Source organism: Fluviispira multicolorata, from assembly GCF_009208585.1.
Lineage (GTDB): Bacteria > Bdellovibrionota_B > Oligoflexia > Silvanigrellales > Silvanigrellaceae > Silvanigrella > Silvanigrella multicolorata.
Genome location: NZ_WFLN01000009.1, coordinates 197,206 through 218,897, shown reverse-complemented (window position 1 = coordinate 218,897; position 21,692 = coordinate 197,206). Strand labels below are relative to the sequence as shown.

The window sequence follows — 21,692 nt, the reverse complement described above, 5'->3', positions numbered from 1 at the left end:
TTTTAAAATGAAAAGGAGTTCAGCTATGGTTTTAAGAGCACGATGTACAAAGAAAGAAATTCAAAGAATCTTAGTTCAGTTCACCAGTTCTGGTCTTTCAAAATCTCAATTCTGTAAGAAACATAGTTTATCAATGGCATCAATATATAAATGGATAAAATCAAATAAAAACAAAGAACACGAAAACTTCATACCAGTTGCTATAAAAAATAATAATAAAGAAAATAAAAATTTATCTTCTGGAACTGCCGAAAATATTGATATTAAAATTGAATTACCAACAGGCTTTATGGTTAAGATTTCAATGACTGCAGATCCTAAATGGTTATCAGCTTTTATAAAGGAACTGCAATGAAAAGTTACCGTGAATTTACCTCAATCTATTTATGCGTAAAGCCAGTTGATTTTAGGAAAGGTATTTATGGGCTTGTCAACTTAATTCAGTATGAAATGAATGATGAACCTTTTTCAGGCATGCTATTTTTATTTACCAATAAAAATAGAAGAAATATAAGGGCAGTTTATTGGGATAAAACTGGTTTTGCAATATGGACAAAGGCTCTAGAAAAGGAAAAATTTCCTTGGCCAAAAAAAAATCCAGCTAATAAAGTCACTTTGGATCAAGACCAATTTTATTGGATTTTATCTGGCATCAACCCTTGGAAATTAAATCCTCATCAAGAATTAAACTACTCTATAATCACCTAATATTTTCTCAAAAAAATTAATAATTCACTCTATTGACTCATTATTAATTAAATGATAAAAGTTCTTGTTGCTGCTATAAGCATACTTATGAACGAAATTGGTTTTCCAAAAAATTTACCGGATGAATTTAAAACCTATTTTATTTCTGCTTTTAATGAAATTAATCGTCTGAAAGAAGAAAACAGTTTCTTGAAACGAATTGCATTTTCTCAACGTTCAGAGAAATTTGTAAAATATGATTTTATTTCTCCTGAAGGTACTTTATTTAATGAAGCTGAAGATATTTTACAAAATGAAAAACACATTGATGTAATTGAGGATATTCCAGTTCCTTCTGAAGCGAATAATGCACAGAATAAAACCAAGTCTACTCACAAAAAGAAGCAAAAGAATGACTCCTTGCTTTTCGATGATCAATCTTCGCAAAAATCTTTTCCGAATCATATTTCAAGAGAAGGTATCACTCATGATTTTAGTGAAGAAGAAAAAGTATGCAAGATTGATCACTCTCCTATGCTTAAAATCGGCGAAGAAATTGTTGAAAAACTTAATGTTGTCCCTTAAAGTTTGAAAGTTATTCAATACCGTTATTTAAAATATGCTTGTAAATGCTGCCAACAGACTTTGCAGCAGCCTAAAGCAATTCCTTTTGTTATTCTTGGCTCTTTTGCTGAATCTGGATTGCTTGCACGTGTCGATGTAAATAAATATTTATTTGCATTACCTTTATACAGACAAGAAGTATTTTTTAAGCAAAAAAATATTAATATCCCTAGAATTACTTTAGCTCGTTGGATGATTGCCTGCGCAAATATCTTAACTCCATTAGTTTATGAAATTAAAAAGTATATTTTATTTCAACCCGTGATTCATTGCGATGAAACTTTTATACAAGTTCTTAAAGGAACAGATAAAAAGCCAACCGCAAAAAGTTACATGTGGGTTCTTGCCGCACATAAAAATGCTGTAGTAGATGGTATTATTTCTGCCAATTAACTTTTCTTTTAAATTCATTATGCGGGATTGCTGGTTGAGTTTCATCCGAAGTCATTAAATTTCTTTTTGATTCAATAAGTTCTTTCATTTTTCTATGTCGTACACGATGACATGCTTTCTCTATCGCTTTTCCAGCATTTAAAACTCTTCCTTCTGTAATTTTATCTTTTAAATGTTCATACTGATCAGCTGTTTCTAAAATTAGATCTTTAAAATACTTAGCCGAATTATTTGCTGAGCAAGAGCGCATAACAGCAATAATACTCGATACAATTGCTGTAGCTTCAGAAGTTCCATTCCCAACTTTCAATTCACTTGATGGAGTTAAATATGGAATATTATAACCTGGAGCTCCAATATCTACGCGTCCTTTTCCAAATCTGCTTCCAGTTCCCATTGCAGATTCATAAATTCGAGGTTTTCCGGTTTTAAAGGAAAGAGCTGCAACCCTAATAACAGGATCAGAATCTATAAATTCTTTTTTTCTTGGTTTATAGGCTGCTGGCCAAAACTGTTTGCTTGGAGAAATATTATTCAAATTTCTTGCATCGTTACCCACTGCTGCAATAACTAAAATCTTATCTTTTTTTCCAATTTCTTTTAAAAGTTCATTCCATTCTGTAGCATTTTTTGTTCCAATATCTGCAGCAGAAATATTTAATATAAATTCATCTCCCTTTAAATCGGCTGCTTGTATGGCATTTAAAAATGAAGTTTCATGATTATATCTTGGAATAACAGCTCTATTAATTATTGGTATACCTGGAAAAATCCCAACAAAAGGCTTTCCTTCATAAGAATCCAATTTAGCTCCGATGATTGAGGCCATTGCTGTTCCATGAATATAATTCGGATCATCTAGATCCTTTTTATGAGTTTTTAACTCTGTATGATTAAAAGTATTTATAAGTTCAATATTAGGCAAAGGTTGAACAACTGAATCAATAACAGTCACAAGGATATGATTCTCATTATGATAGAAATAATCCTTTGGAAAGTTTATAAATTCGAAAAATTCAGGGCTGTAATGTTCACTTTGAGCATATAGCTTTGGATAAATCCCAAATGCAACGAGACTCATAAAAGATAATGATAATATTCTATTATTTATATTTGACATCATATTTCCTCGCAAAAAAATTCAGGGTGGAATAGAAATTAATTTCCTATTCCACCCTGAATTAAGCAATATATATGCCATATTTATTATTTATTGAAAATACAATAAATAATATAATTAATTAAATAATAATAATAAATTTTAATAAATAATATTATTAAATAAAAGTATTTATTAAAATTTATTTAATATAAATAGTTATCAGATTTTCAATTGAGCTAATAAGAATTCTCTCTTCTTGTAAAAGAAGAGAGAATTTAACAAAAAAAGAATTCAGAAAAATTTGTACTTTTTAAATAAAAAAAACCTCGCCTTTAAAATAAAGACGAGATTAAAATATTCATACATTTTTATATTTAGAATATTCAGCTGTAATTTCAGATTTTAAAATATCAACTATCTCTTCAATCTTAATTTTACGTGGTTCTAAACGATTGTCTCTATACTTTAATTCAGCACAACCTTCTGCGAGTGTTTTTGGAGAAATAATAACACGATACGGAACTCCAATCAGATCGGCATCAGCAAACTGAGATCCTGGCTTTTCATCCCTATCGTCAAAAAGAACTTCAAAACCTAATTTAGATAGATTGTCGTATATTTTTTCGGATAGTTCTGTCACTTGAATATCTTTTCTATTAAGTGAACATAAATGAATTTCGTATGGAGCAATTGGAAGAGGTAAGATAGGACCTCTCTCATCATGACTTTCTTCGATTATTGCAGGAAGAAGCCTTGTGATTCCAATTCCATAACAGCCCATTATAGGATATTGCTTTTTGCCACTTTGATCGAGATAAGTACATTCCATATCTTTAGTATATTTTGTCCCTAAGTGGAATATATTCCCAATTTCGATGCCTCTCGTTTCTTGCAATGGATTGGAACAGATAGAGCAAGGATCGCCCGCACGTACGGCAGCAATATCACCAACGATGACTTTTGTTTTTTCAAATTCTTTTAAAGTAGATAGAAAATCTCTTTCAGCATTGAAATTGATAAAATGATAGTCTTTTTCATTGGCTCCCGTAGCTAAATTACTGCTCTTGACTACAGTGTGATCAAGGACAACGTAACAATTGTGTAAATTTAAACCTATTGGTCCAGTGCTACCCGCAACTGCACCCGCTTTAACAAGATTTTCATGCGTGGCAGGAATAACTTCAGATTTTACTAAATTGCGTACCTTGGCATTTATCACTTCGAGATCACCACGCACAAAAGAAACCACTGGAGTGCCAGATAAAGTTTGGAAAATAACTGCCTTTGCGGTTTGCTCAGGAGAAATATTTAAAAACTTAGAAAGACCTTCAATTGTTTTTTGATTTGGGGTGTGAGTCTTTTCTAATTTATTTTCACTGCTTTTTTTAATTACAAAGGACGATGTTGCAATTTCTTCGTTAGAACTTATTTTGCAATGCGAACATGTAATAAGTTTGTCTTCGCCCGTTGGTACAAGCATTTGAAACTCATGCGAATAACGCCCACCAAAAACACCGTTATCGGACATAACACTTACAAAGTTTTTACAGCCCGTTCTTTTATAAAAGCGAATATAAGCAGCATGTACTTTGTCATAATATTCTTTTAGATCTTCTTCTGTAGCATGAAAACTATAAGCATCTTTCATAGTAAACTCACGAAGACGCACAAGCCCACCACGAGGACGTGGCTCATCACGAAATTTAGTTTGAATTTGATACATCATTAATGGAAGTTGTCTATAACTTGTTAATTCTGTACGCGTTAAATAAACAACGGGTTCTTCATGAGTTGGGTTTAAAACCATTGGTTTTTCATTGCGATCATGAAACTTAAGCATATCTTTACCAAATGTCTGATAACGTCCAGTTTCATCCCAAAGCTCTTTTGTGGCAGAACAAGGCATACGAATTTCTTGGCCTTCAATGCCATTCATTTCTTCACGACAAATTTTTTCAATTTTAGAAATACTTCTCATTGCTAGGGGTAAAAGACCATAAATACCAGCAGAATACTGGCGCATATAACCTGCTCTCAACATTAATTTATGACTTGGAATTTCGGCATCACGTGGTGATTCTTTTACCGTTTTACCAACCAATCTAGACATACGCATAGTTTATGATCTCCAATGATTTTTGCTTACAAACTTTTTCTTATTGTAGTAATTCTTCTAAAATAATGCTTGCACCACCTAAATGATCTTTCATTGCATTAAATTCTTTTTCGGCTGACTCAAGTTTGTTACCTCTCCGAACACACGTCATTAATCTATTTTTTGGTGTATGACTCGAAGGAACGAATTCGGTCGCTGTTACTTCATAACCATTAGCACGAGTTAAACAAATACGTAACATATCTGTAAACTGTGCTGCAACTTCTCTTCTAACTTGAGGAGTGTGAAAGACGGGAGAGAATGGATGGTTTGAATTATTCTCTTTCCATTTACGCGCAAGTTCTGCTTGGCAACATGGAGCAACTGCAATAAAATCTGCTTTTTCTTTAACTGCAAGAGCAAGAGCCATGTCGGTTGCAGTGTCGCAAGCATGCAAAGCAATAACAGCATTTGGTCTTTTTTCTAGATCCCATTTATAAGTAAACAAGGATGCTATTTCAAATTTTAAAATTGAATCTAATCCTAAATTTTGCGCTCTTTGTTTACACTCGCTAATTAATTTTGTATTAGTATCAACACCAATTATCTCAACTGGATGTTGCCATTTTTCTTTAAAACACCAAGCCAATAAAAAAGTAAGATAAGATTTTCCACAACCAGCATCGAGAATTCGAACTGTTTTATGGCGCTTTATAAGTTCAACAAAATGCTCTTCAAGTAAATTGAACATATGATTGATTTGAATAAATTTTTTAATGCTATCAGGAGACATTGAGGCATCTGAATTTAATAAACCAAGTGAACGTAATAATTTTGGAGCACTTATTGGTGTTATTATATAATTTTTCTCACCCATTAATTTTTTAAGTCGTTCTGGTGTCCACCATTTTTGGGCACGCATTGAAAAATCTTGGGGCTGTAATTCTAAAGTCATATTTTTTTATTTGCTCACATTGTATAAACGCTCTAAAAAGACGGCGACACCATCTGCATCGTTAGAGACTGTTTTTGCATTTGCACATTTTATTGCGTGTTCATCCGCATTTCCCATTGCTACACCAAGTCCAGCGGACTTAAGCATTTCCACATCATTTTGACCATCGCCAAAAGCAATAACATCTTTAACTTCAATACCCAAATGTTCACACACCAATGTCATTGCAGAACCTTTATTTGCATTTAAAGAGCCGACTTCAATCCATGGCCAGCCATTAAACGTGCAAAACTGCACACGAGACATAAAGTAATCATTTTGATCTTTTAAAAATGCAACACGGTTGCTTTCAGGTGTTAATAAAAATAAAAAGCTTATAACTTGCTCATCTGGGGGGTTGTCTAAATCAAGTTCTAAAACTTCGGTATCATAATGTGAAGTAAATTCATCCACATCAATTTTATTGGGATGCAAACAGTAAAAACCTTTGGAAGTATCTACAAGTAAATTTTGAATACTATATTGTTTATTTCCATTTAAAATGGATTTACATCTTGCATAAATACTATCACGATATTTATTTTCAAGATAAACAAGGGACATAGAATAACCATCACGACTTTTTCTTACATCACTCCCATTTAAAGTAATTATAGGAGTATTGATGTTTAAATTTTCTGTCACTTTATTTACTGATTTAATTGTTCTACCTGTTGCAATAACAACATAAATACCTTGCTCAATAAAAGAGTTCAGACAATCTAAGTTTTTTTTTGAAATTTCTTTCTGTGAATTTAGCAATGTGCCATCTAAATCAACAAATATCGCTTTATACCCAAAACTCATAAGAGCTCCCAATGAAATCAAATCATTTCTGTGAATTAATTCTACTATATGACCTAAAATATTAAGTCAATAAAGCTCCTTCTTTTAGATTTTCAGGCAGATAAATGGGACTTACCTTTCCATCAGCAGTATCTGTTGCAAGCATCATTCCTTCACTCATACCAAATTTCATTTTACGTGGAGCAAGATTACTCACAATGATCACTTTCCTATTTGCAATTTCTTCAGGCTTTACCCATTCCCTAATTCCAGAAAAAATCTGTCTTTCACCAAGAGTTCCTAAAGAAACTACAAGTCTTAATAACTTGTCTGAACCTTCAACATTCTCTGCACTTAATACAGTACCAACATGCATTTGTACTTTCATAAAATCTTGGATTGAAATTATGTTTGAATTTTCTTGTAAAATCTCTTTTTTATTTTCAACTTTTGTTACTTTTTTAGATTCAGATTTTTCTTTATTTTGTTCTAAACCTAGATTTACCTTGACAAGTTCAGCTGCAATTTCAATACGAGCATATAATTTTGGAATCTCAACTAAATTAAAACCACTTTTAATCGCAAAAAATTCTTGGGATTTTGAAAAAGAATTTGAAATATTTGAAATATCTTCACCAATACTTTTTAAAAGATCATTCATTTTATTCGGGAAAAATGAATAAGACAAATAGCCCGTAACCCTAAGAACGGCCACACTTGTTGCAATCACGTTGCCTAAACGCAGCATATTTTCAGGGTCATTATTTTTTGCAAGCTCCCAAGGTTTTTGCTGGGCAATGTGCTTATCTGTTAATGCAATTAGATTCCAAATTTCATTCAGAGCATCGGCAATTCTAAACTCGTCAAAAGCTTTTGCCACATTTTTCGAAGCATTATTACATGCATTTATAATTTCATTTTGCTCTTCAATTAATAAATTATGTGAAAAGTTTGGAATCTTATTTGCAAAATACTTTTCTACCATAGTTAAAGTACGCGCTAATAAGTTTCCAATTCCATTTGCAAGATCAGAATTGTATCTTTCAAAGTAAGACTTCCAAGAAAACTCTATGTCTTCTCCCGGATTAGTTGCCCTAAAAAAATAATTTACAAAAGTATCACGGCCATAATGGAGAATTTGTTCAACATTGATTCCATTTCCTAAACTCTTAGACATTTTGTGTGAATCTTGTAGAATCCAACCCGTAACGAGTAGCTTAGGCAAAGGAATATCAAGTGAAAGACACATAGCAGGCCAAAATATTCCGTGAAATTTTAAAATATCTTTTCCAATAATATGTTGAACATTTTTCCAATAATAACTTGTCCGAGCCTCTTCAATTCCACCAATTCCTGTTACGTAATTTGGCAATGCATCGAACCAGACATAAGCCACATGATCGGTGTCAAATGGCAATTCAACGCCCCATGCCAATCGTGATTTTGGTCTAGAAATACTCAAGTCAGAATCTAAATTTTCAAGCATACCTATAAGCTCATTAATGTAACGCTCTTGTTGAGTGATATGCCCCTTAGCTATAAGTTCTTTTAATTGATCACGATATTTCGAAGTTCTAAAAAAATAATTCTTTTCTTTTCTAAGTTCTGCTGGTCTCTTATGGATTAAACAATTATTATTCTCATCTCTTTCGCTACTCGTGATAAAACCTTCACATTTTACACAATAATAGCCTTCATGCTCACCAAAATAAATATCACCTTTTTTGTGACAATAGTTTAAAATATCTTGGACATTTTTAATATGAGCTTTATCAGTGGTTCTCATAAATATATCATTATTTATTTCGAAGCGTTCGAATTCTTTTTTCCATAAAACAGCCATTTCATCAACTTGCTCTTGTGGAGTTTTTCCTAATTCTTTTGCTTTATCTTGAACAGCTTCTCCATGCTCATCGAGACCTGTTAAAAATTTTACCTTTGCTCCACGCTGCTCATAATGAGCCTTCAGAGTACTTGCCATGATAGTTGCATAAACATGGCCTGCATGGGGTGTTCCATTGGCATAGTAAATTGGAGTGGTAAAATATTTATAACTATCTGTCATTTTCTGCTCTCTCTTTCAATTCAAAATAAAAAACTGGACACCGCATGGAATACAGTATCCAGTTTAAAGTAAATCTCATGCCTTAATAGGAAAAAAATGTTCTTATTTGATACGATTAGGTAGTCTAAGTCCTGGAACAATTTCAGCATTTTTAATGCCGACTTTACCAGCAGCTATTTCGCGTAATGCAGTAACTGCTTCTTTATTTTTGCATTCAACAAGAGCATCACTTCCCTTTTGAAGTTGACGCATACGACGAGCCGCCAGCATAACAACAACAAAGCGGTTTGGGATTTGATCGAGACAATCTTGAACTGAAATACGAGCCATGTTGCTTCCTTAAAAAAGAGCAAAAGGTGAGTGAAGATACTGCACGAGCAGCGATCCTTTCTTTCTAGCAATAGCTCAAGCATGCGTCAACACGTTTTTATTTGAGAGGTTGGAAATTTGGCTCAATTTTTCTACCATCAGTAAGCTGTATGATTAATGCGTTCTATGACGCCATCTAGGAGTATGTAATAAATGACCTCAAGATTTACCACAAAAAGAATAATAATATCAATAATATCAATAACTGCCATTGCTTTTGCTATTTATCAGACTCAAAAAGCAAGCAATGAAAATGATTCAGCAAATTCTAAAGAGAAAAAAAACACACTCTCCATTGCATTAGACTCTAAAATTCAATCAGGAGATCCTCGTCTTATTGGAGGAGATGCTAATAGTCAATATATTGAAAATCTAAGATTTTTACCTTTAATTGGCTTTGATGAACACGGCAATATACAAAATATTTTAATTGATGAAATCACTGCAGTATCTAACAAATCTTGGATTATTACCCTAAAGAAAAACATCAAATTTAACAATGGATCTCTGATTACAGCTGCAGATGTTGTTGCTACCTATAATGCCATTATGAATCCTGAAAAAAGCTTTCCACCCAGCCCTCGCAAAGCAGCCTTTAACAGCGTCACACTTTTTAAAGTAAATTCTCCCCATGAAATTCAAATTAATTTAAAAGATCCAGACGCTTCTTTCCTTAATAATCTTGTTATCGGTATCCTCCCTAAAGATGCCATTCTAAATGCCGCACCTAATAAAATTAATGATAAAGGCTATGAAAGTGGTCCCTTTATATTAAAAAAGACAACTGCAACTGATTGGCTTTTAACTCGAAATGAAAATTATAATTATTCATCTAAACCAAAAGTTGAAAATATTGATTTTAAAATAATAAGCGACAGCGGGACACGCTATGCAGCTCTTATTCGCGGTGATCTTGACTTAGTACAAAATTCAATCGATCCTGATAAAGTTTCTCTCATACAAAAATCTATGACAGATAAATTTCAGATATTAAGCGCACCTAAATTATCAACTACATATTTAGCTTTCAATTTTCGGGATCCTATTTTCAGTAATTTAAAAGTTCGACAAGCAGTCGCTTATGCAATTGATAGAAGAAGTTTATTACAATTTCGTTTACAAGGACAAGGATCTTTAGCTAAAGGAATGTTTCCTCCTGATAATTATTTCTTCGATAATTCTCTGCCAGAAATTCAATATGATCAACAAAGAGCAAAAAATCTTTTAAAAGAATCTAACATTCAAGATCCTATTACTTTTGCAATTAAAGTCTCAAGCAGCAATAAATCCACTGTAGAAGTCGCTAAAGCTATCGCAGCAAACTTAAAAGAAGTTGGTTTTCAACCAACCGTTGAAATGTTAGAAAACAGCGTATTTTTAGACCAAGTAAAAAAAGGAGTCGCTCAAGTTTGGCTTTCTCCATGGGTTGGCTTTAAAGATCCTGATCATTTAAGATTTGTCTTTGCATCAAACATGGTAGCTCCGCTAGGAGGAAATAGAGGTGCATATTCAAATCAAAATTTAGATGAACTTTTACAAGAAGGAAGAGAAGAAATCAATCCAGAAAAAAGAAAAATAATATATGATCAAGCCCAACAATTACTATCAGCAGATTTACCTTATGTTTACTTATGGCATAGTTTAAATATTGCAATTGTCGGAAAAAATATTGAAGGATATAAACTTTACGCTGATGGAAGATATTGGTCCCTCGTCAACGTAACAAAAAATTAAAGATAAAATATGTTAAAAGTTCTTTTTCAACGATTTTTACAATTATTAATTGTCCTTTGGGGAATTTCTACTCTTATTTTTTTTATGCAAAGAATGATTCCAGGAAGCCCAGCCGACAGTGTGCTAGGAGCAGATGCTTCAGAAATCGATAAACTAGAATGGCTTGCACGTTATGGTTTAGATCTCCCCGTGTGGAAACAATATTTTTATTTTATAATTAATTTAATTAGAGGAGACTTGGGAAAGAGTTATCATGACTTTACTCCTGTCGTAGAAATAATACTTCCTCGTCTTTGGCAAACAATACAATTGGCTTCTGTTGCATTTATTTTTTCGCTCTTATTAGCAACAGCTTTTGGCATGTTAAGCGCAGCCAAAGCTGGAAAACTGACCGATAAAACTTCGGCTATTGTTTCTTTACTTGCAATTTCTGCACCAAGTTTTATTATTGGCCCTATTTTAATGTGGATTTTCTCTGTGAAACTTGAGTTATTTCCATTATTCGGAAACGAGGGAGCATCTTCATTTGTACTTCCTGCTGTAACTCTCGGAGCCTCGCTAGCAGCGTTTTCAAGCCGAATGATCCGCAGCGGAATTGTCGATGTTTTACAAGAAGATTATATCCGAACAGCTAAAAGCAAAGGGCTTTCCCCAATACAAATTTTAGCAAAGCATGCGCTCAGAAATGCTTTTCTACCAACTCTTACCATTTTAGGAATGCAACTTGGAGTCCTTTTAAGTGGGACTGTTATAACGGAACAGATTTTTAATTGGCCTGGTCTTGGCAGTCTTGTCGTTGAGGCTGTTCAACAAAGAGAATACAATATTGTATCAGGATGCGTTATCGTAATGGCAACAATTTATGTCTTCTGCAATTTAATTGTAGACATTTTATATCGCGTTTTTGATCCGAGGGTTCGTTTTTCATGAAAGACTTTGTACTCAGATTTTTTAAAATATTAAATAAAGATAAATTTGCAGTTATATCTGGATTTATTCTTTTATTCTGGATAATCATTGCTTTTCTGCCTTTTATGATACCTTCCTTAACAAATATTCCTCTCACTCTAAATGAACGACTTGCCAATCCATCCTCAAAATTCTTATTTGGGGTAGATGGCAATGGGCAAAGCGTTGGCTTACTAATTATGAATGGAGCCTCGACTTCGCTCATTGTGAGTCTTTTTACAGTCAGTATGAGTTTATTTGTAGGGATCCCTTTAGGAGCAATTGCAGGTTTTTTTGGAGGAAGAATTGATATTTTTATCTCTCGATTTATCGACATCCTCCTTGCATTTCCTCCTATGGTATTACCAATAGCAATAATGGCTTTCTTTGGTGGAGGTCTTATAAATGTTGTTATAGCTTTAAGTCTTACCGGCTGGGTAAGCTATGCTCGTGTAGTACGTGGTCAATTCTTATCATTTAAAGAGCGTGAATTTGTTGTTGCAGCTCAATCTTTGGGGGCTTCATCCACGAGAGTGATGTTTAAACATATTTTTCCAAATACAATTTCACCCTTAGCCGTCCAAGCCACTTTTTCGCTCGCTGGAGTCATAATAGCAGAAGCCGGACTTAGTTTTTTAGGCCTTGGCGTAAGCCAAGCACATGTAAGTTGGGGGGGGCTCTTAAATTCTGCAAGAGACTATTTGACAAGCAATCCAACTCTTGCTTTTTTCCCTTCATTAGCCTTATTTTCAGTCGTCGCAAGTCTAAACTTTATTGGTGAAACCTTGCGCTTAACATTTGACCCTAAAAGTATTGGCGCAGGCCGTATGTAAAATAAAGGAATCTTTTAATGAGTGAAGTTTTTACACCCATTTCAATCGGTGAGCTCTTAGATAAAATCACAATATTACAAATTAAGTCTTCACAAATAAAAGACACTGAAAAGCTCGTAAATATAAATAAAGAACTTAGTTTATTAGTTGACGTCTGCGTAAAAAATAAAATTGACACGAATGACAAACTTGTACACGACCTAAAAAGGCATAATGAAGCTTTATGGGAAATTGAAGATCAAATTCGTGATAAGGAACGAGCAAAAGAATTTGATGAAGAATTTATCCGGCTGGCCAGAGCAGTTTATTATACAAATGATAAAAGAGCTGATGTAAAAAAGCAAATAAATTTAAAATCAGGCAGCGCTTTAGTTGAAGAAAAAAGCTATAATAAGTATGAATAAATAATCATTTTTATTTTTATTTATAATTCTCCAATCTTTTTCATAGTCAAAATAATTATACCTAATTTCTTTCTTTCTCCTCCGATACTATCTAGTCTTTTATAGAAATTTATATAAATTTTAAATTTAATATTCTATTTTAAGATTAAGGAGAATAACTGAATGTACAATCAAACTTTTAATGAAAAGATAAAACAATTAAAAGAAAATGGAGGGTATAGAGAGTTTATAACAATCGATCGAATTTGTAAAAACTATCCTCATGCACAAGCAAAAATTATTGAAAATAATATAGAGACGACTTATCCAGTTGTTGTATGGTGTAGCAATGACTATTTAGGGATGTCACAAAATGAGTTTATCAATGATGCTATGATTCAAGCAATTAAAAGCCATGGAGCAGGTTCAGGAGGATCTCGTAATATTGGAGGTTCTCATTCATTTTATTCAAAACTCGAAGCAACCCTTGCAGAATGGCATAACAAAGAAGCAGCACTCGTTTATCCAACAGGATATGGATCAAACGATGCAACCCTACAATGCTTACTCCGTTTAGATTCTGATTTTTTAATACTTTCAGATGAAAAAAATCATGCATCTATTATTAATGGAATTTGCAGCACAAAAAATGAAAGAAGAGTTTTTAAACACAATAACGTTGATCATCTAAAATCACTCTTAGATGAAATTCCAAAAGAGAGAAAAAAAATAATAGTTTTTGAATCTATTTATTCAATGGATGGGGATATTGCACCAATAGAAAAAATTGTTGCACTTGCAAAACAATATAATGCTCTCACATTTCTTGATGAAGTACATGCAATTGGTATGTATGGACCACGTGGTGCAGGGATAGCTGCTGAAATTGGAATTTCTGACGATATTGATATTTTTCAAGGAACAATGGCGAAAGCAATTGGTGTTATTGGAGGCTATATTGCTGCAAGTGCTTTACTTATTGATATCGTCCGTTCATTTGCTACAGGTTTTATTTTTACAACTTCACTTCCTCCAGCTGTTGTAGCAGCTTGTCTTGCAAGCATAGAACACTTAAAAACTTCCGACACTGAAAGAAATAAATTACATGCAAAAACCTTAATATTAAAAGAAGCCCTTTTAAATTCTCATCTTCCAATTATGTCTTCAACACAAACACATATCATACCTGTACTAGTTGGTGACTCTTTAAAATGTAAAGAGGCTTCAAAGCGTTTACTTAAAAAACATGGAGTTTATTTACAAGCAATAAATTCTCCCACTGTAAAAGTAGGCACTGAACGTTTTCGAATTAATATCACACCAAATCATACTGAGAAAGATATTATTCATTTAACAGAAGCTTTAGTTGAGACATTTAAGTATTTTAAAATACCATTTTCAAATGAAAAATTTAAGAATCTTGCGTGATAAAAATGATAGAATAATATTGTCTTAGCATTTGAGCTTCAATATCTAACTGTTAAAATATATATAGAAAATAAAAAAAATATTTTTTATTTGCAATTTAAAGAAACATAATATATTAATTGGTTACAATTTAAAAAACATTAGAATGATTGGATTATGTATGAATATTCCAAAAAAAAATATTACCACTTAGAGCTGAAGAAAGAATTAATTATTTAAGCCAAAAAATCGATAATTAAGGAGAAATAACATATGATTAAAGAAAAAAATGTAGAAAAAATACTTCTAGTTGAAGCGACATTCAATCCAAAAGTGATATTGTCAACTTTAAAAAATATTCTAGATGTTATTCCAGAATTTTTTGAAATAACACTTTTTACAAGTTCTGAGTGTTTTGATCTTTTAAGTGAAGCTTTAAAAGAGAGATTTAAAAACATAATTAAATTCGATAATTTTTATGCCAACCCTATGATCGAATATTCAGTAAATAACTTGCTTCTTAAAAATCCTAATTTAAATGTTATTGCATTGAGAGAATTTGATTTAATAAGGGTTTCACGGGCCTGCTTATTTAATAAAAACTTAAGCTTTAACTATGATTCTGTTATAAATTATCGTGACAAAGTAAAAATGAAAAATAAATTAGCTGAGAATCTCATACCTGTAGCAAAATATTTACCAATTGAGAGTGCTACTTGTCTTCTTAAGGCAAGTAAATATTTAGGGATGCCTTTTATTATTAAGCCAAGATGCAAAGCTGCTGGAATTGGCTTTAAAGTTATACATTCTGAATCAGATATTCAAAGCTACTTAGAATCTATTGCAAATAATTTGGATTGGGATGAGGAGTTGAATCTCATTGCAGAAGAATTTGTAGGTTCTACTATGTATCATGTGGATGGTTTTGTTAAGGATGGAAGAATTATATTCAGTACAGTCAGTAGATACTTAGGACATAAACCACATTTAGCATGGAATGCAAAAACAGCTTCAGATATCCTCACGGGAAGTTTGAGTGTAAAATATAATACGGAAGAATATCATATTTTAAACAAAATGACACAGAAAACAATTTTAGCCTTAGGAAATAGTCAAATGAGTTTTGCTTTCCATGCAGAAATTTGGGAAAAAGAAGATAAATATTTAGTGAATGAAATCGCATGTAGAATAGGAGGTGGGCAAGTTATGCATATTTTTTCAGAACAACTTCATTTTCCTCCTGAAAAATATTTAATATCGGATATATTAAATATTAAAAATAGTTATTTACTCCCTAAAAAAAGTAATGACGAAATTATATTAGTCGCAAGACTTCTGCCAAAAGCAGGTGTAAGAGCATCAAGCAAACAGTATTTACCAAATAATTGCAAAATAATTTTGAATGTTGCCGAAGGCGAAATATTAAATGATGCAGTGAATTGGTACGATGCTTTTGCATATTTAATTATTAGATCAAATTCAGAAAAAAATATTATGGAAGACTTCTGGGCTATTCATAATAAAATATACCTAAATATTTAATCTAATAATAAATGTGAGTTACAATGTCTAAAGATAAAGAAGTGAATTCATTTTCCTATTTAAGAACGCTGAGTCTTATTGGAGATTATGCAAAAGGATTCTATTTACCCCTATTTATTTATAGAGTTTCAAATGGTAATATTTCTTTGGCAGGAATCTCATACATGTTTGACTTTTTGCCAAGACTTTTTCTAACACCCTTTTTCGGTAAACTTGCTGACTCTAAAAATTGTCTCTTAATAGTAAGAATATTAGAACTTCTTAGGGTTTTATTTATTCTCATTTGGTATATATTTTATAGTTTTACCAGTATTTGGTTGATTTCTCCTCTGATAACAGTTATTTCTGGAATATTAATGGTATTTTATGAAACAAGTGCGAATCGCATTTTAAATAATGAAAAAATGACACAATTTCAAACAAAGTCACAACTATTAGAGCCTGCAGCTCGCCTCATCGGGCCAATGTTAATTGGTTTTTCTCTAGCGGTTATAAATAATAGAGAAGCCCTGATTATTATAATATTATTATATATATTTACTTTCTTTTTAAATATTAATACCATTCACAGTAAAAATTTAAGGCAAAATGATTCGAATGAAAAAGAAAAAATATTTGATTTTTCAGGCTTTATTTTTCATTTCACCCATAAAGGGTTTTTACTGATAACTCTATCTGCCATGTTATTAAATTTATTCTTTGGTGTTTTTCAAACATTACTCATTCCAATTATGAGAACTCATTATCAGGCAAGCGAATCTATTGCTTCACTACCCAATATACTTGGGGGAAGTGTTTCAATAGCAATTGCAATCGTTATTCCAAAATTTTTAAAGAAAATTAATAGTATTTTGGTTGCTTATATAGGAGCTACATTTTTATTTTTAAGTACGCTTTTAGTCATTTTAGACATTGGGAAAATATTTTTTTCTTTGGCATTTGGTTTACTTATAATAGGAAGTGCCTTATTTGGTATATTTTTTAGGGTCGAAAGGATCAAGCTCATCCCATCAGAAAAATTAGGTAATATTCTTGGTGCGAATACATCGTTACTTCTCTTTGCAATACCTCTTGCAGGAGGGATTATTTATCTATTAGAAAAGTTTCTTCCATCCGTATTTATGCTAAGTATTTTAGGCTTATTTTGTTCTGCTGGAATATTTTTGATAATTTATATTTATTATAATAAATTTAAATATTTAAAGAATCACTAAAAATATATTCCTCTCAATATGATAGGGTATAACAATTATACCCATGAATACAGTTACTTTTAATATTTTAATTACAACTATTATAAATATAAGAAAAAGAAAAAATCATTTTAATTCTTCATTACTTGAATTTTTAAAAAAGTAACAGATAGAAAGTAAATATAAAATACCTAATACAAGCCCATATATTCCAAGATATATATTATTTAAATCTTTATATATAAATGACAAAAATAGCGAACCAATTGAAAGCATACCTAAGAATAAAACAGTTTTAATAGCTGTTATATAACCCAAACTCACCCCCTCAACTGAAAACAATGTTAGCCTGTATAGTGGAGCACTGATCATACCGCCACCAAAAGCATAAATTGAATTTACTATAATCACATATAAAAAATAGTCATTGATAAATATTGGAAAAATAAAGCCCAATATAATACCTGTAATAGCGATTGTACTACCTAAAATTATTATTTTTTTCAATGAAAAATGATCCAACAATTTTTGTAAAAGTAAAATTCCTAGCACATAGCAAGCAAAAACTGGAATTTGATATAAAGAATATTCAATTTCAGAAAGATTTTCTTTTTTAATTAAAATAAGTGGAGAAACAGCAACCCAATTATAAAGAGGAATTTCAATAAACCCAAATGCAGCTACCCCTGCCATAAATGTTTTATTTTTAAGTACAGATAAATAATTTGAAAATGCTAGACTAAATAAATTCTGGCATTTAACTTTATTTTTCTTTTGTTTGGAAAGTTTATCATTTGGCATATATTTTAACAAACCAATCAGAGAAATAAGAGCCGTTGTTCCAATAACTGAACTCATATATCGCCAATTAAAATATTCCAGATAAATACTTCCAACAAATGGCCCTAATATAGGTGAAATAAGAGCAATTGTTGTCATTAAAGATTGAATTTTAACAGCTTTTTTTTCTTCAAATAATTCTTGAATAGCAGCATATCCAATAACTCCAATAAATCCAGTAGATGTTCCCTGAAGAAAACGAGTTAACAAAAATTGAAAAATACTTATAGAAAAACTATTTAGAATACATGAAACAATAAAAATGAAAACTCCAAGAATAAGAAGTTTTTTTCTTCCATAACGATCGGCTAAAGGGCCTAAAAATAACGGTACACAAGCCCCTCCTAAAATAAAGAGACTTAAAGCTGAAGGAACATATGTATGACTTACAGAAAAATCATTTACAACAAAAAGCATTCCAGGCATAATCATATCAACTGACATGTACGCACAAAATTCAAATACTATTAAAAAAGGTACAAAATAAAATTGTTTACCTATGGAGGACATTATGAAAACCTTTAAATAAATTTAACGCGCAGTTAAATTAAGAGAGCAATAAAATTTTTAAATGGATTAAAGTATGTATATAAAAAAACTTCAACATATTATATTTTAAATTATTTTTTATTATACAGATCTAAAAAACTTTTACCTAATATTTTTCTATAACTTGGAATATTCATAAAATCAATAAACTCTGAAACTTCAATTATACGTTCATACATACGTGCCCCAACTCTTTCGAGCAATGATTGCGTCCAAAAGGTTTCATTTACCGGAGTATTAGCAGAAGAAGTATCTGGTTTACCAAGAGGATTCCAATAATCATTTTTTATTTTATGTGTCCTAATGGGTATTTCTTTTTCATCATACTTAAAAGTTTGTGGTAAATAATTTGTCGTAATTATTGTTATTTTCTTTGAATTATAGCGAGAGTTTACAAGATCATCGAGCTTTTCCAATTGCCATTCATTTTCATTGCGACCTTTACCAAACTCATCAATAATTAAAATATCAACGTCCCTCAGTTGTTTAAATAAAGTTTCACCCGATCGCTTCTGCTCATACTCAGCTTTTAATTGATTTAAGAGAAACTGGAAATCGACAAACCGCCCAGATAACCCATGATCCATTATTAAGAGTTTTAGGGCAGCAGTGGCTAAAAGTGTTTTACCAGATCCAACAGGTCCCGTAAGAGTCATAAAATATTTATGACTAGGATCTTTTGTCCCTTTAATTAATGAGGCAGAATGAGTACAAAAAAGAATCATCTTTTGAATATTATCAGACATCTTTTTTTTCTGAAAATCATTTAAATGATCTATTTGAAATGAATGAATATCTGCTTCCATATATTTACAAGGAATCTCAGCATTATTTAATAATTCAACAATACGTTCAGTATGTGTACAAGCGCATGTATTTGGACTGATATTTTCAGTAATATGCTCAAACTCACCTTCTCCACTTTCAAAAACATGCACTTCTTTTAAAACCCTATGCCCCGTTCCTTCACAAAGTCTGCACTGTAAGCGTGGATTGCAAGCAGGACAAACCGCATAACGAAAGCCGTTAGGTGTGCTTTCAACGTATATAGGTTCGCTGTCATCTTGTTGCTGTTCGCTTAAATCGTCTGCCTCATCATCTAACTCACGAGATTGAGACATATAATAATCACTTTTACCACAAAAGCATTTTGGCATACGCGTGACAGGAGCGCCCTCTTCATTTTCTCTCAATTCAATTAAATTTTGTAAGGAAGAAAAAATTTCTTCAAACGAACGGCTCGAACTCATTTTAAACTCTCTTAAAATTCAGTTGATTTGATTAAAATAGCACGCACTTTTCGAGACAAAGGCAGTAGTGTTGCAGGAAATACTTTTGCTTTCTGCTTACATTCTTCAGCATATTCAAACATTATTTGTGCAATAAACTCTGGTTTTAAACCCATGTCTTCCCAAGACTTTAAAATATCAAGATCGGCAGAAGAAAGGGACATTCCTCTGCCTCTTAAATCGAGAAACAAATGCACCAACATAGAATACTCTGTTGGGAGGTTTTCAGAAGATATGGTCATAAGTTCAATATTAAAAGTATTTTCTTACTATAAAAATACTTTCTACTTTCTCAATTATTTGATGCTACGACCCATTCTCCATGAGAATCCAGCTGTGGTACTCAACTCTTCTTCAATACGAATAAGTTGATTATACTTAGCTATACGATCTGTTCGAGAAGCACTTCCTGTTTTAATTTGACCAGCATTGGTTGCAACTGCTAAATCTGCAATAAATGTATCTTCGGTTTCACCGCTACGGTGAGAAATGATTGTTGTATAACCATTTACTTTAGCAAGTTCAATTGTCTTAAGGGTTTCTGTCACTGTACCAATCTGATTTAACTTAATAAGAATGGAGTTTGCAGTCCCTCTTTCAATTCCTTTTTGCAAAAGTTTATGATTTGTTACAAAAAGATCATCTCCAACCAACTGAACTTTTTTACCAATGCGTTCTGTTAATAACTTCCAGCCTTCCCAATCATTTTCATCAAGACCGTCTTCAATACTTACTATTGGGTATTTATTGCAAAGTTTTTCGTATATATCAACCATTTCAACTGATGTTTTTTTAGAACCTTCACCATCAAGATGATACATTCCATCTTTAAAGAAAGAACTTGCAGCAACATCAAGTGCAAAACTAATTTGCGTGCCAATTTTGTATCCAGATTTTTCAATAGCAGCGACAAGCAATTGAAGCGCTTCTTCATTGCTTCCTAAATTAGGAGCAAATCCACCCTCATCACCAACAGTCGTTGCTAATTTTTTTTCTGTTAATACTTTTTTAAGGGTATGAAAAACTTCAACGCCCGCACGCAATGCATCGGAAAAGTTTGAAAAACCATGCGGAACAAGCATAAATTCTTGAAAATCAAGATTATTATCTGCATGAGCTCCCCCATTAATAACATTCATAAGTGGCACTGGAAGTGTTTTTGCAAATGTTCCGCCAAGGTAGCGGAATAAAGGAAGCCCAACTTCTTCAGCAGCAGCACGTGCGCACGCCATAGAAACAGCGAGAATTGCATTTGCTCCTAATTTTGATTTATTTTCAGTTCCGTCAATTTCAATCAATAAATCATCAATAGCAACCTGATCAGAAACTTCAACAGCGCCTTCTAAGCGAGGAGCAATGTGCTGTTCTACATTTTCGACGGCTTTTAGAACGCTTTTTCCAAGATAAATTGATTTATTTTCATCACGTAATTCACATGCCTCATGCTCGCCTGTACTTGCTCCTGATGGAACAGACGCACGGCCAACATAACCTTCAGCAGTTAATACTTCAACCTCTACAGTTGGATTTCCTCTTGAATCAAGCACTTGACGTGCGCGAATGGAATCAATAAGTGACATAGTTTCTCCTTTTTTTGATAAAAAAATAGGCAAACAGACATGCCCATTCTTAACTCTGTTATGCAACAAATTTATTGAGTCATCAATAGTTCCCCAAATTGAGATTGGGTTGTTCCGATTATACGCTAGCTTTATTACATTTTTTCTATTTGGCTATTGACTTGAGCAGTCATTTACCTGTATTTAAGTAACAGGAGCATGCAGATCTACCATTTTGAAATATTTATACGTCAAGTTTGACGAAAAAAAAATGGGTTAGGCATTTTTGCTTCTGATTTT

At 32.2% G+C, this 21,692-nt stretch carries 21 protein-coding genes; 11 read left to right on the top strand and 10 right to left on the bottom strand.

The features are described from left to right. The first annotated feature begins 25 nt into the window (after positions 1-25). Genes tnpA through GCL57_RS12925 form a run of 4 tightly spaced genes read left to right on the top strand, consistent with a single transcriptional unit; the run spans position 26 to position 1,704 of the window. Positions 26-355 (top strand): IS66 family insertion sequence element accessory protein TnpA, encoded by a 330-nt coding sequence (gene tnpA / locus GCL57_RS12940; protein WP_152213769.1) that lies wholly within the window; start codon positions 26-28, stop codon positions 353-355. Next, positions 352-708, top strand: coding sequence for an IS66 family insertion sequence element accessory protein TnpB (gene tnpB / locus GCL57_RS12935; protein WP_161597758.1), 357 nt, complete (start codon positions 352-354; stop codon positions 706-708). The genes tnpA and tnpB overlap by 4 nt, the downstream gene beginning before the upstream one ends. A 51-nt stretch (positions 709-759) precedes the next feature. Next, positions 760-1,272 carry a hypothetical protein gene (locus GCL57_RS12930; protein WP_152213767.1) on the top strand — a complete coding sequence of 171 codons (513 nt, stop codon included), beginning with the start codon at positions 760-762 and terminating at the stop codon, positions 1,270-1,272. Between the two features lie 3 nt (positions 1,273-1,275). After that, positions 1,276-1,704, top strand: a complete 429-nt coding sequence (locus GCL57_RS12925; protein WP_152213766.1) for an IS66 family transposase — start codon at positions 1,276-1,278, stop codon at positions 1,702-1,704. Here GCL57_RS12925 and GCL57_RS12920 read toward each other — a convergent pair. The 6 genes from GCL57_RS12920 to rpoZ form a co-directional block, all read right to left on the bottom strand. Further along, on the bottom strand, positions 1,688-2,824 hold the full coding sequence (locus GCL57_RS12920; RefSeq protein ID WP_161597757.1) for a S8/S53 family peptidase: 1,137 nt from the start codon (positions 2,822-2,824) through the stop codon (positions 1,688-1,690). The genes GCL57_RS12925 and GCL57_RS12920 overlap by 17 nt on opposite strands. 340 nt (positions 2,825-3,164) lie before the next feature. After that, on the bottom strand, positions 3,165-4,922 hold the full coding sequence (locus GCL57_RS12915) for a proline--tRNA ligase (RefSeq protein ID WP_152213764.1): 1,758 nt from the start codon (positions 4,920-4,922) through the stop codon (positions 3,165-3,167). 40 nt (positions 4,923-4,962) lie between these two features. Then, positions 4,963-5,856 (bottom strand): class I SAM-dependent methyltransferase, encoded by an 894-nt coding sequence (locus tag GCL57_RS12910; RefSeq protein WP_152213763.1) that lies wholly within the window; start codon positions 5,854-5,856, stop codon positions 4,963-4,965. A gap of 6 nt (positions 5,857-5,862) precedes the next feature. After that, positions 5,863-6,702 carry a Cof-type HAD-IIB family hydrolase gene (locus GCL57_RS12905; RefSeq protein WP_152213762.1) on the bottom strand — a complete coding sequence of 280 codons (840 nt, stop codon included), beginning with the start codon at positions 6,700-6,702 and terminating at the stop codon, positions 5,863-5,865. Positions 6,703-6,763: 61 nt separating this feature from the next. After that, positions 6,764-8,746 carry a methionine--tRNA ligase gene (gene metG / locus GCL57_RS12900; protein WP_152213761.1) on the bottom strand — a complete coding sequence of 661 codons (1,983 nt, stop codon included), beginning with the start codon at positions 8,744-8,746 and terminating at the stop codon, positions 6,764-6,766. A 102-nt stretch (positions 8,747-8,848) separates the two neighbouring features. Then, positions 8,849-9,076, bottom strand: a complete 228-nt coding sequence (gene rpoZ, locus GCL57_RS12895) for a DNA-directed RNA polymerase subunit omega (RefSeq protein ID WP_152213760.1) — start codon at positions 9,074-9,076, stop codon at positions 8,849-8,851. Between the two features lie 192 nt (positions 9,077-9,268). Between rpoZ and GCL57_RS12890 the strand changes: the two genes are divergently transcribed. The 7 genes from GCL57_RS12890 (at position 9,269) to GCL57_RS12860 (ending at position 17,176) form a co-directional block, all read left to right on the top strand. Further along, positions 9,269-10,849, top strand: a complete 1,581-nt coding sequence (locus GCL57_RS12890; protein WP_152213759.1) for an ABC transporter substrate-binding protein — start codon at positions 9,269-9,271, stop codon at positions 10,847-10,849. Positions 10,850-10,858: 9 nt separating this feature from the next. After that, positions 10,859-11,779: an ABC transporter permease gene (locus GCL57_RS12885; RefSeq protein WP_152213758.1), complete on the top strand. Its 921-nt coding sequence runs from the start codon at positions 10,859-10,861 to the stop codon at positions 11,777-11,779. Next, entirely contained in the window at positions 11,776-12,630 is an 855-nt protein-coding gene (locus tag GCL57_RS12880; protein WP_152213757.1) for an ABC transporter permease, read from the top strand. The genes GCL57_RS12885 and GCL57_RS12880 overlap by 4 nt, the downstream gene beginning before the upstream one ends. A gap of 17 nt (positions 12,631-12,647) precedes the next feature. Beyond that, entirely contained in the window at positions 12,648-13,034 is a 387-nt protein-coding gene (locus GCL57_RS12875) for a DUF6165 family protein (protein ID WP_152213756.1), read from the top strand. 162 nt (positions 13,035-13,196) lie between these two features. Beyond that, positions 13,197-14,441 (top strand): 5-aminolevulinate synthase, encoded by a 1,245-nt coding sequence (gene hemA / locus GCL57_RS12870; protein WP_152213755.1) that lies wholly within the window; start codon positions 13,197-13,199, stop codon positions 14,439-14,441. Between the two features lie 252 nt (positions 14,442-14,693). Next, positions 14,694-15,962: an ATP-grasp domain-containing protein gene (locus tag GCL57_RS12865; protein WP_152213754.1), complete on the top strand. Its 1,269-nt coding sequence runs from the start codon at positions 14,694-14,696 to the stop codon at positions 15,960-15,962. 23 nt (positions 15,963-15,985) lie between these two features. Next, on the top strand, positions 15,986-17,176 hold the full coding sequence (locus GCL57_RS12860) for an MFS transporter (RefSeq protein WP_152213753.1): 1,191 nt from the start codon (positions 15,986-15,988) through the stop codon (positions 17,174-17,176). A gap of 105 nt (positions 17,177-17,281) precedes the next feature. Here the strand turns inward: GCL57_RS12860 and GCL57_RS12855 are convergent, their stop codons facing one another. The 4 genes from GCL57_RS12855 to eno all read right to left on the bottom strand — a co-directional run bounded on the left by GCL57_RS12855 (position 17,282) and on the right by eno (position 21,413). Further along, a complete protein-coding gene (locus GCL57_RS12855; RefSeq protein WP_152213752.1) occupies positions 17,282-18,505 on the bottom strand; it encodes an MFS transporter in 1,224 nt (407 codons plus the stop codon). 110 nt (positions 18,506-18,615) lie between these two features. Continuing rightward, complete coding sequence (locus GCL57_RS12850; RefSeq protein ID WP_152213751.1) at positions 18,616-19,794, bottom strand: ATP-binding protein; 1,179 nt, start codon at positions 19,792-19,794, stop codon at positions 18,616-18,618. 11 nt (positions 19,795-19,805) lie between these two features. After that, entirely contained in the window at positions 19,806-20,036 is a 231-nt protein-coding gene (locus tag GCL57_RS12845) for a hypothetical protein (RefSeq protein ID WP_152213750.1), read from the bottom strand. Between the two features lie 93 nt (positions 20,037-20,129). After that, entirely contained in the window at positions 20,130-21,413 is a 1,284-nt protein-coding gene (eno, locus tag GCL57_RS12840; protein ID WP_152213749.1) for a phosphopyruvate hydratase, read from the bottom strand. Positions 21,414-21,692: the final 279 nt, after the last annotated feature.

Bases quoted from the DNA above. Each gene is read 5' to 3' on its own strand.
- tnpA (WP_152213769.1), top strand. From the start codon at position 26: ATGGTTTTAAGAGCACGATGTACAAAGAAAGAAATTCAAAGAATCTTA.
- tnpB (WP_161597758.1), top strand. From the start codon at position 352: ATGAAAAGTTACCGTGAATTTACCTCAATCTATTTATGCGTAAAGCCA.
- GCL57_RS12930 (WP_152213767.1), top strand. From the start codon at position 760: ATGATAAAAGTTCTTGTTGCTGCTATAAGCATACTTATGAACGAAATT.
- GCL57_RS12920 (WP_161597757.1), bottom strand. From the start codon at position 2,824: ATGTCAAATATAAATAATAGAATATTATCATTATCTTTTATGAGTCTC.
- GCL57_RS12915 (WP_152213764.1), bottom strand. From the start codon at position 4,922: ATGCGTATGTCTAGATTGGTTGGTAAAACGGTAAAAGAATCACCACGT.
- GCL57_RS12910 (WP_152213763.1), bottom strand. From the start codon at position 5,856: ATGACTTTAGAATTACAGCCCCAAGATTTTTCAATGCGTGCCCAAAAA.
- GCL57_RS12905 (WP_152213762.1), bottom strand. From the start codon at position 6,702: ATGAGTTTTGGGTATAAAGCGATATTTGTTGATTTAGATGGCACATTG.
- metG (WP_152213761.1), bottom strand. From the start codon at position 8,746: ATGACAGATAGTTATAAATATTTTACCACTCCAATTTACTATGCCAAT.
- rpoZ (WP_152213760.1), bottom strand. From the start codon at position 9,076: ATGGCTCGTATTTCAGTTCAAGATTGTCTCGATCAAATCCCAAACCGC.
- GCL57_RS12890 (WP_152213759.1), top strand. From the start codon at position 9,269: ATGACCTCAAGATTTACCACAAAAAGAATAATAATATCAATAATATCA.
- GCL57_RS12885 (WP_152213758.1), top strand. From the start codon at position 10,859: ATGTTAAAAGTTCTTTTTCAACGATTTTTACAATTATTAATTGTCCTT.
- GCL57_RS12880 (WP_152213757.1), top strand. From the start codon at position 11,776: ATGAAAGACTTTGTACTCAGATTTTTTAAAATATTAAATAAAGATAAA.
- GCL57_RS12875 (WP_152213756.1), top strand. From the start codon at position 12,648: ATGAGTGAAGTTTTTACACCCATTTCAATCGGTGAGCTCTTAGATAAA.
- hemA (WP_152213755.1), top strand. From the start codon at position 13,197: ATGTACAATCAAACTTTTAATGAAAAGATAAAACAATTAAAAGAAAAT.
- GCL57_RS12865 (WP_152213754.1), top strand. From the start codon at position 14,694: ATGATTAAAGAAAAAAATGTAGAAAAAATACTTCTAGTTGAAGCGACA.
- GCL57_RS12860 (WP_152213753.1), top strand. From the start codon at position 15,986: ATGTCTAAAGATAAAGAAGTGAATTCATTTTCCTATTTAAGAACGCTG.
- GCL57_RS12855 (WP_152213752.1), bottom strand. From the start codon at position 18,505: ATGTCCTCCATAGGTAAACAATTTTATTTTGTACCTTTTTTAATAGTA.
- GCL57_RS12850 (WP_152213751.1), bottom strand. From the start codon at position 19,794: ATGAGTTCGAGCCGTTCGTTTGAAGAAATTTTTTCTTCCTTACAAAAT.
- GCL57_RS12845 (WP_152213750.1), bottom strand. From the start codon at position 20,036: ATGTTGGTGCATTTGTTTCTCGATTTAAGAGGCAGAGGAATGTCCCTT.
- eno (WP_152213749.1), bottom strand. From the start codon at position 21,413: ATGTCACTTATTGATTCCATTCGCGCACGTCAAGTGCTTGATTCAAGA.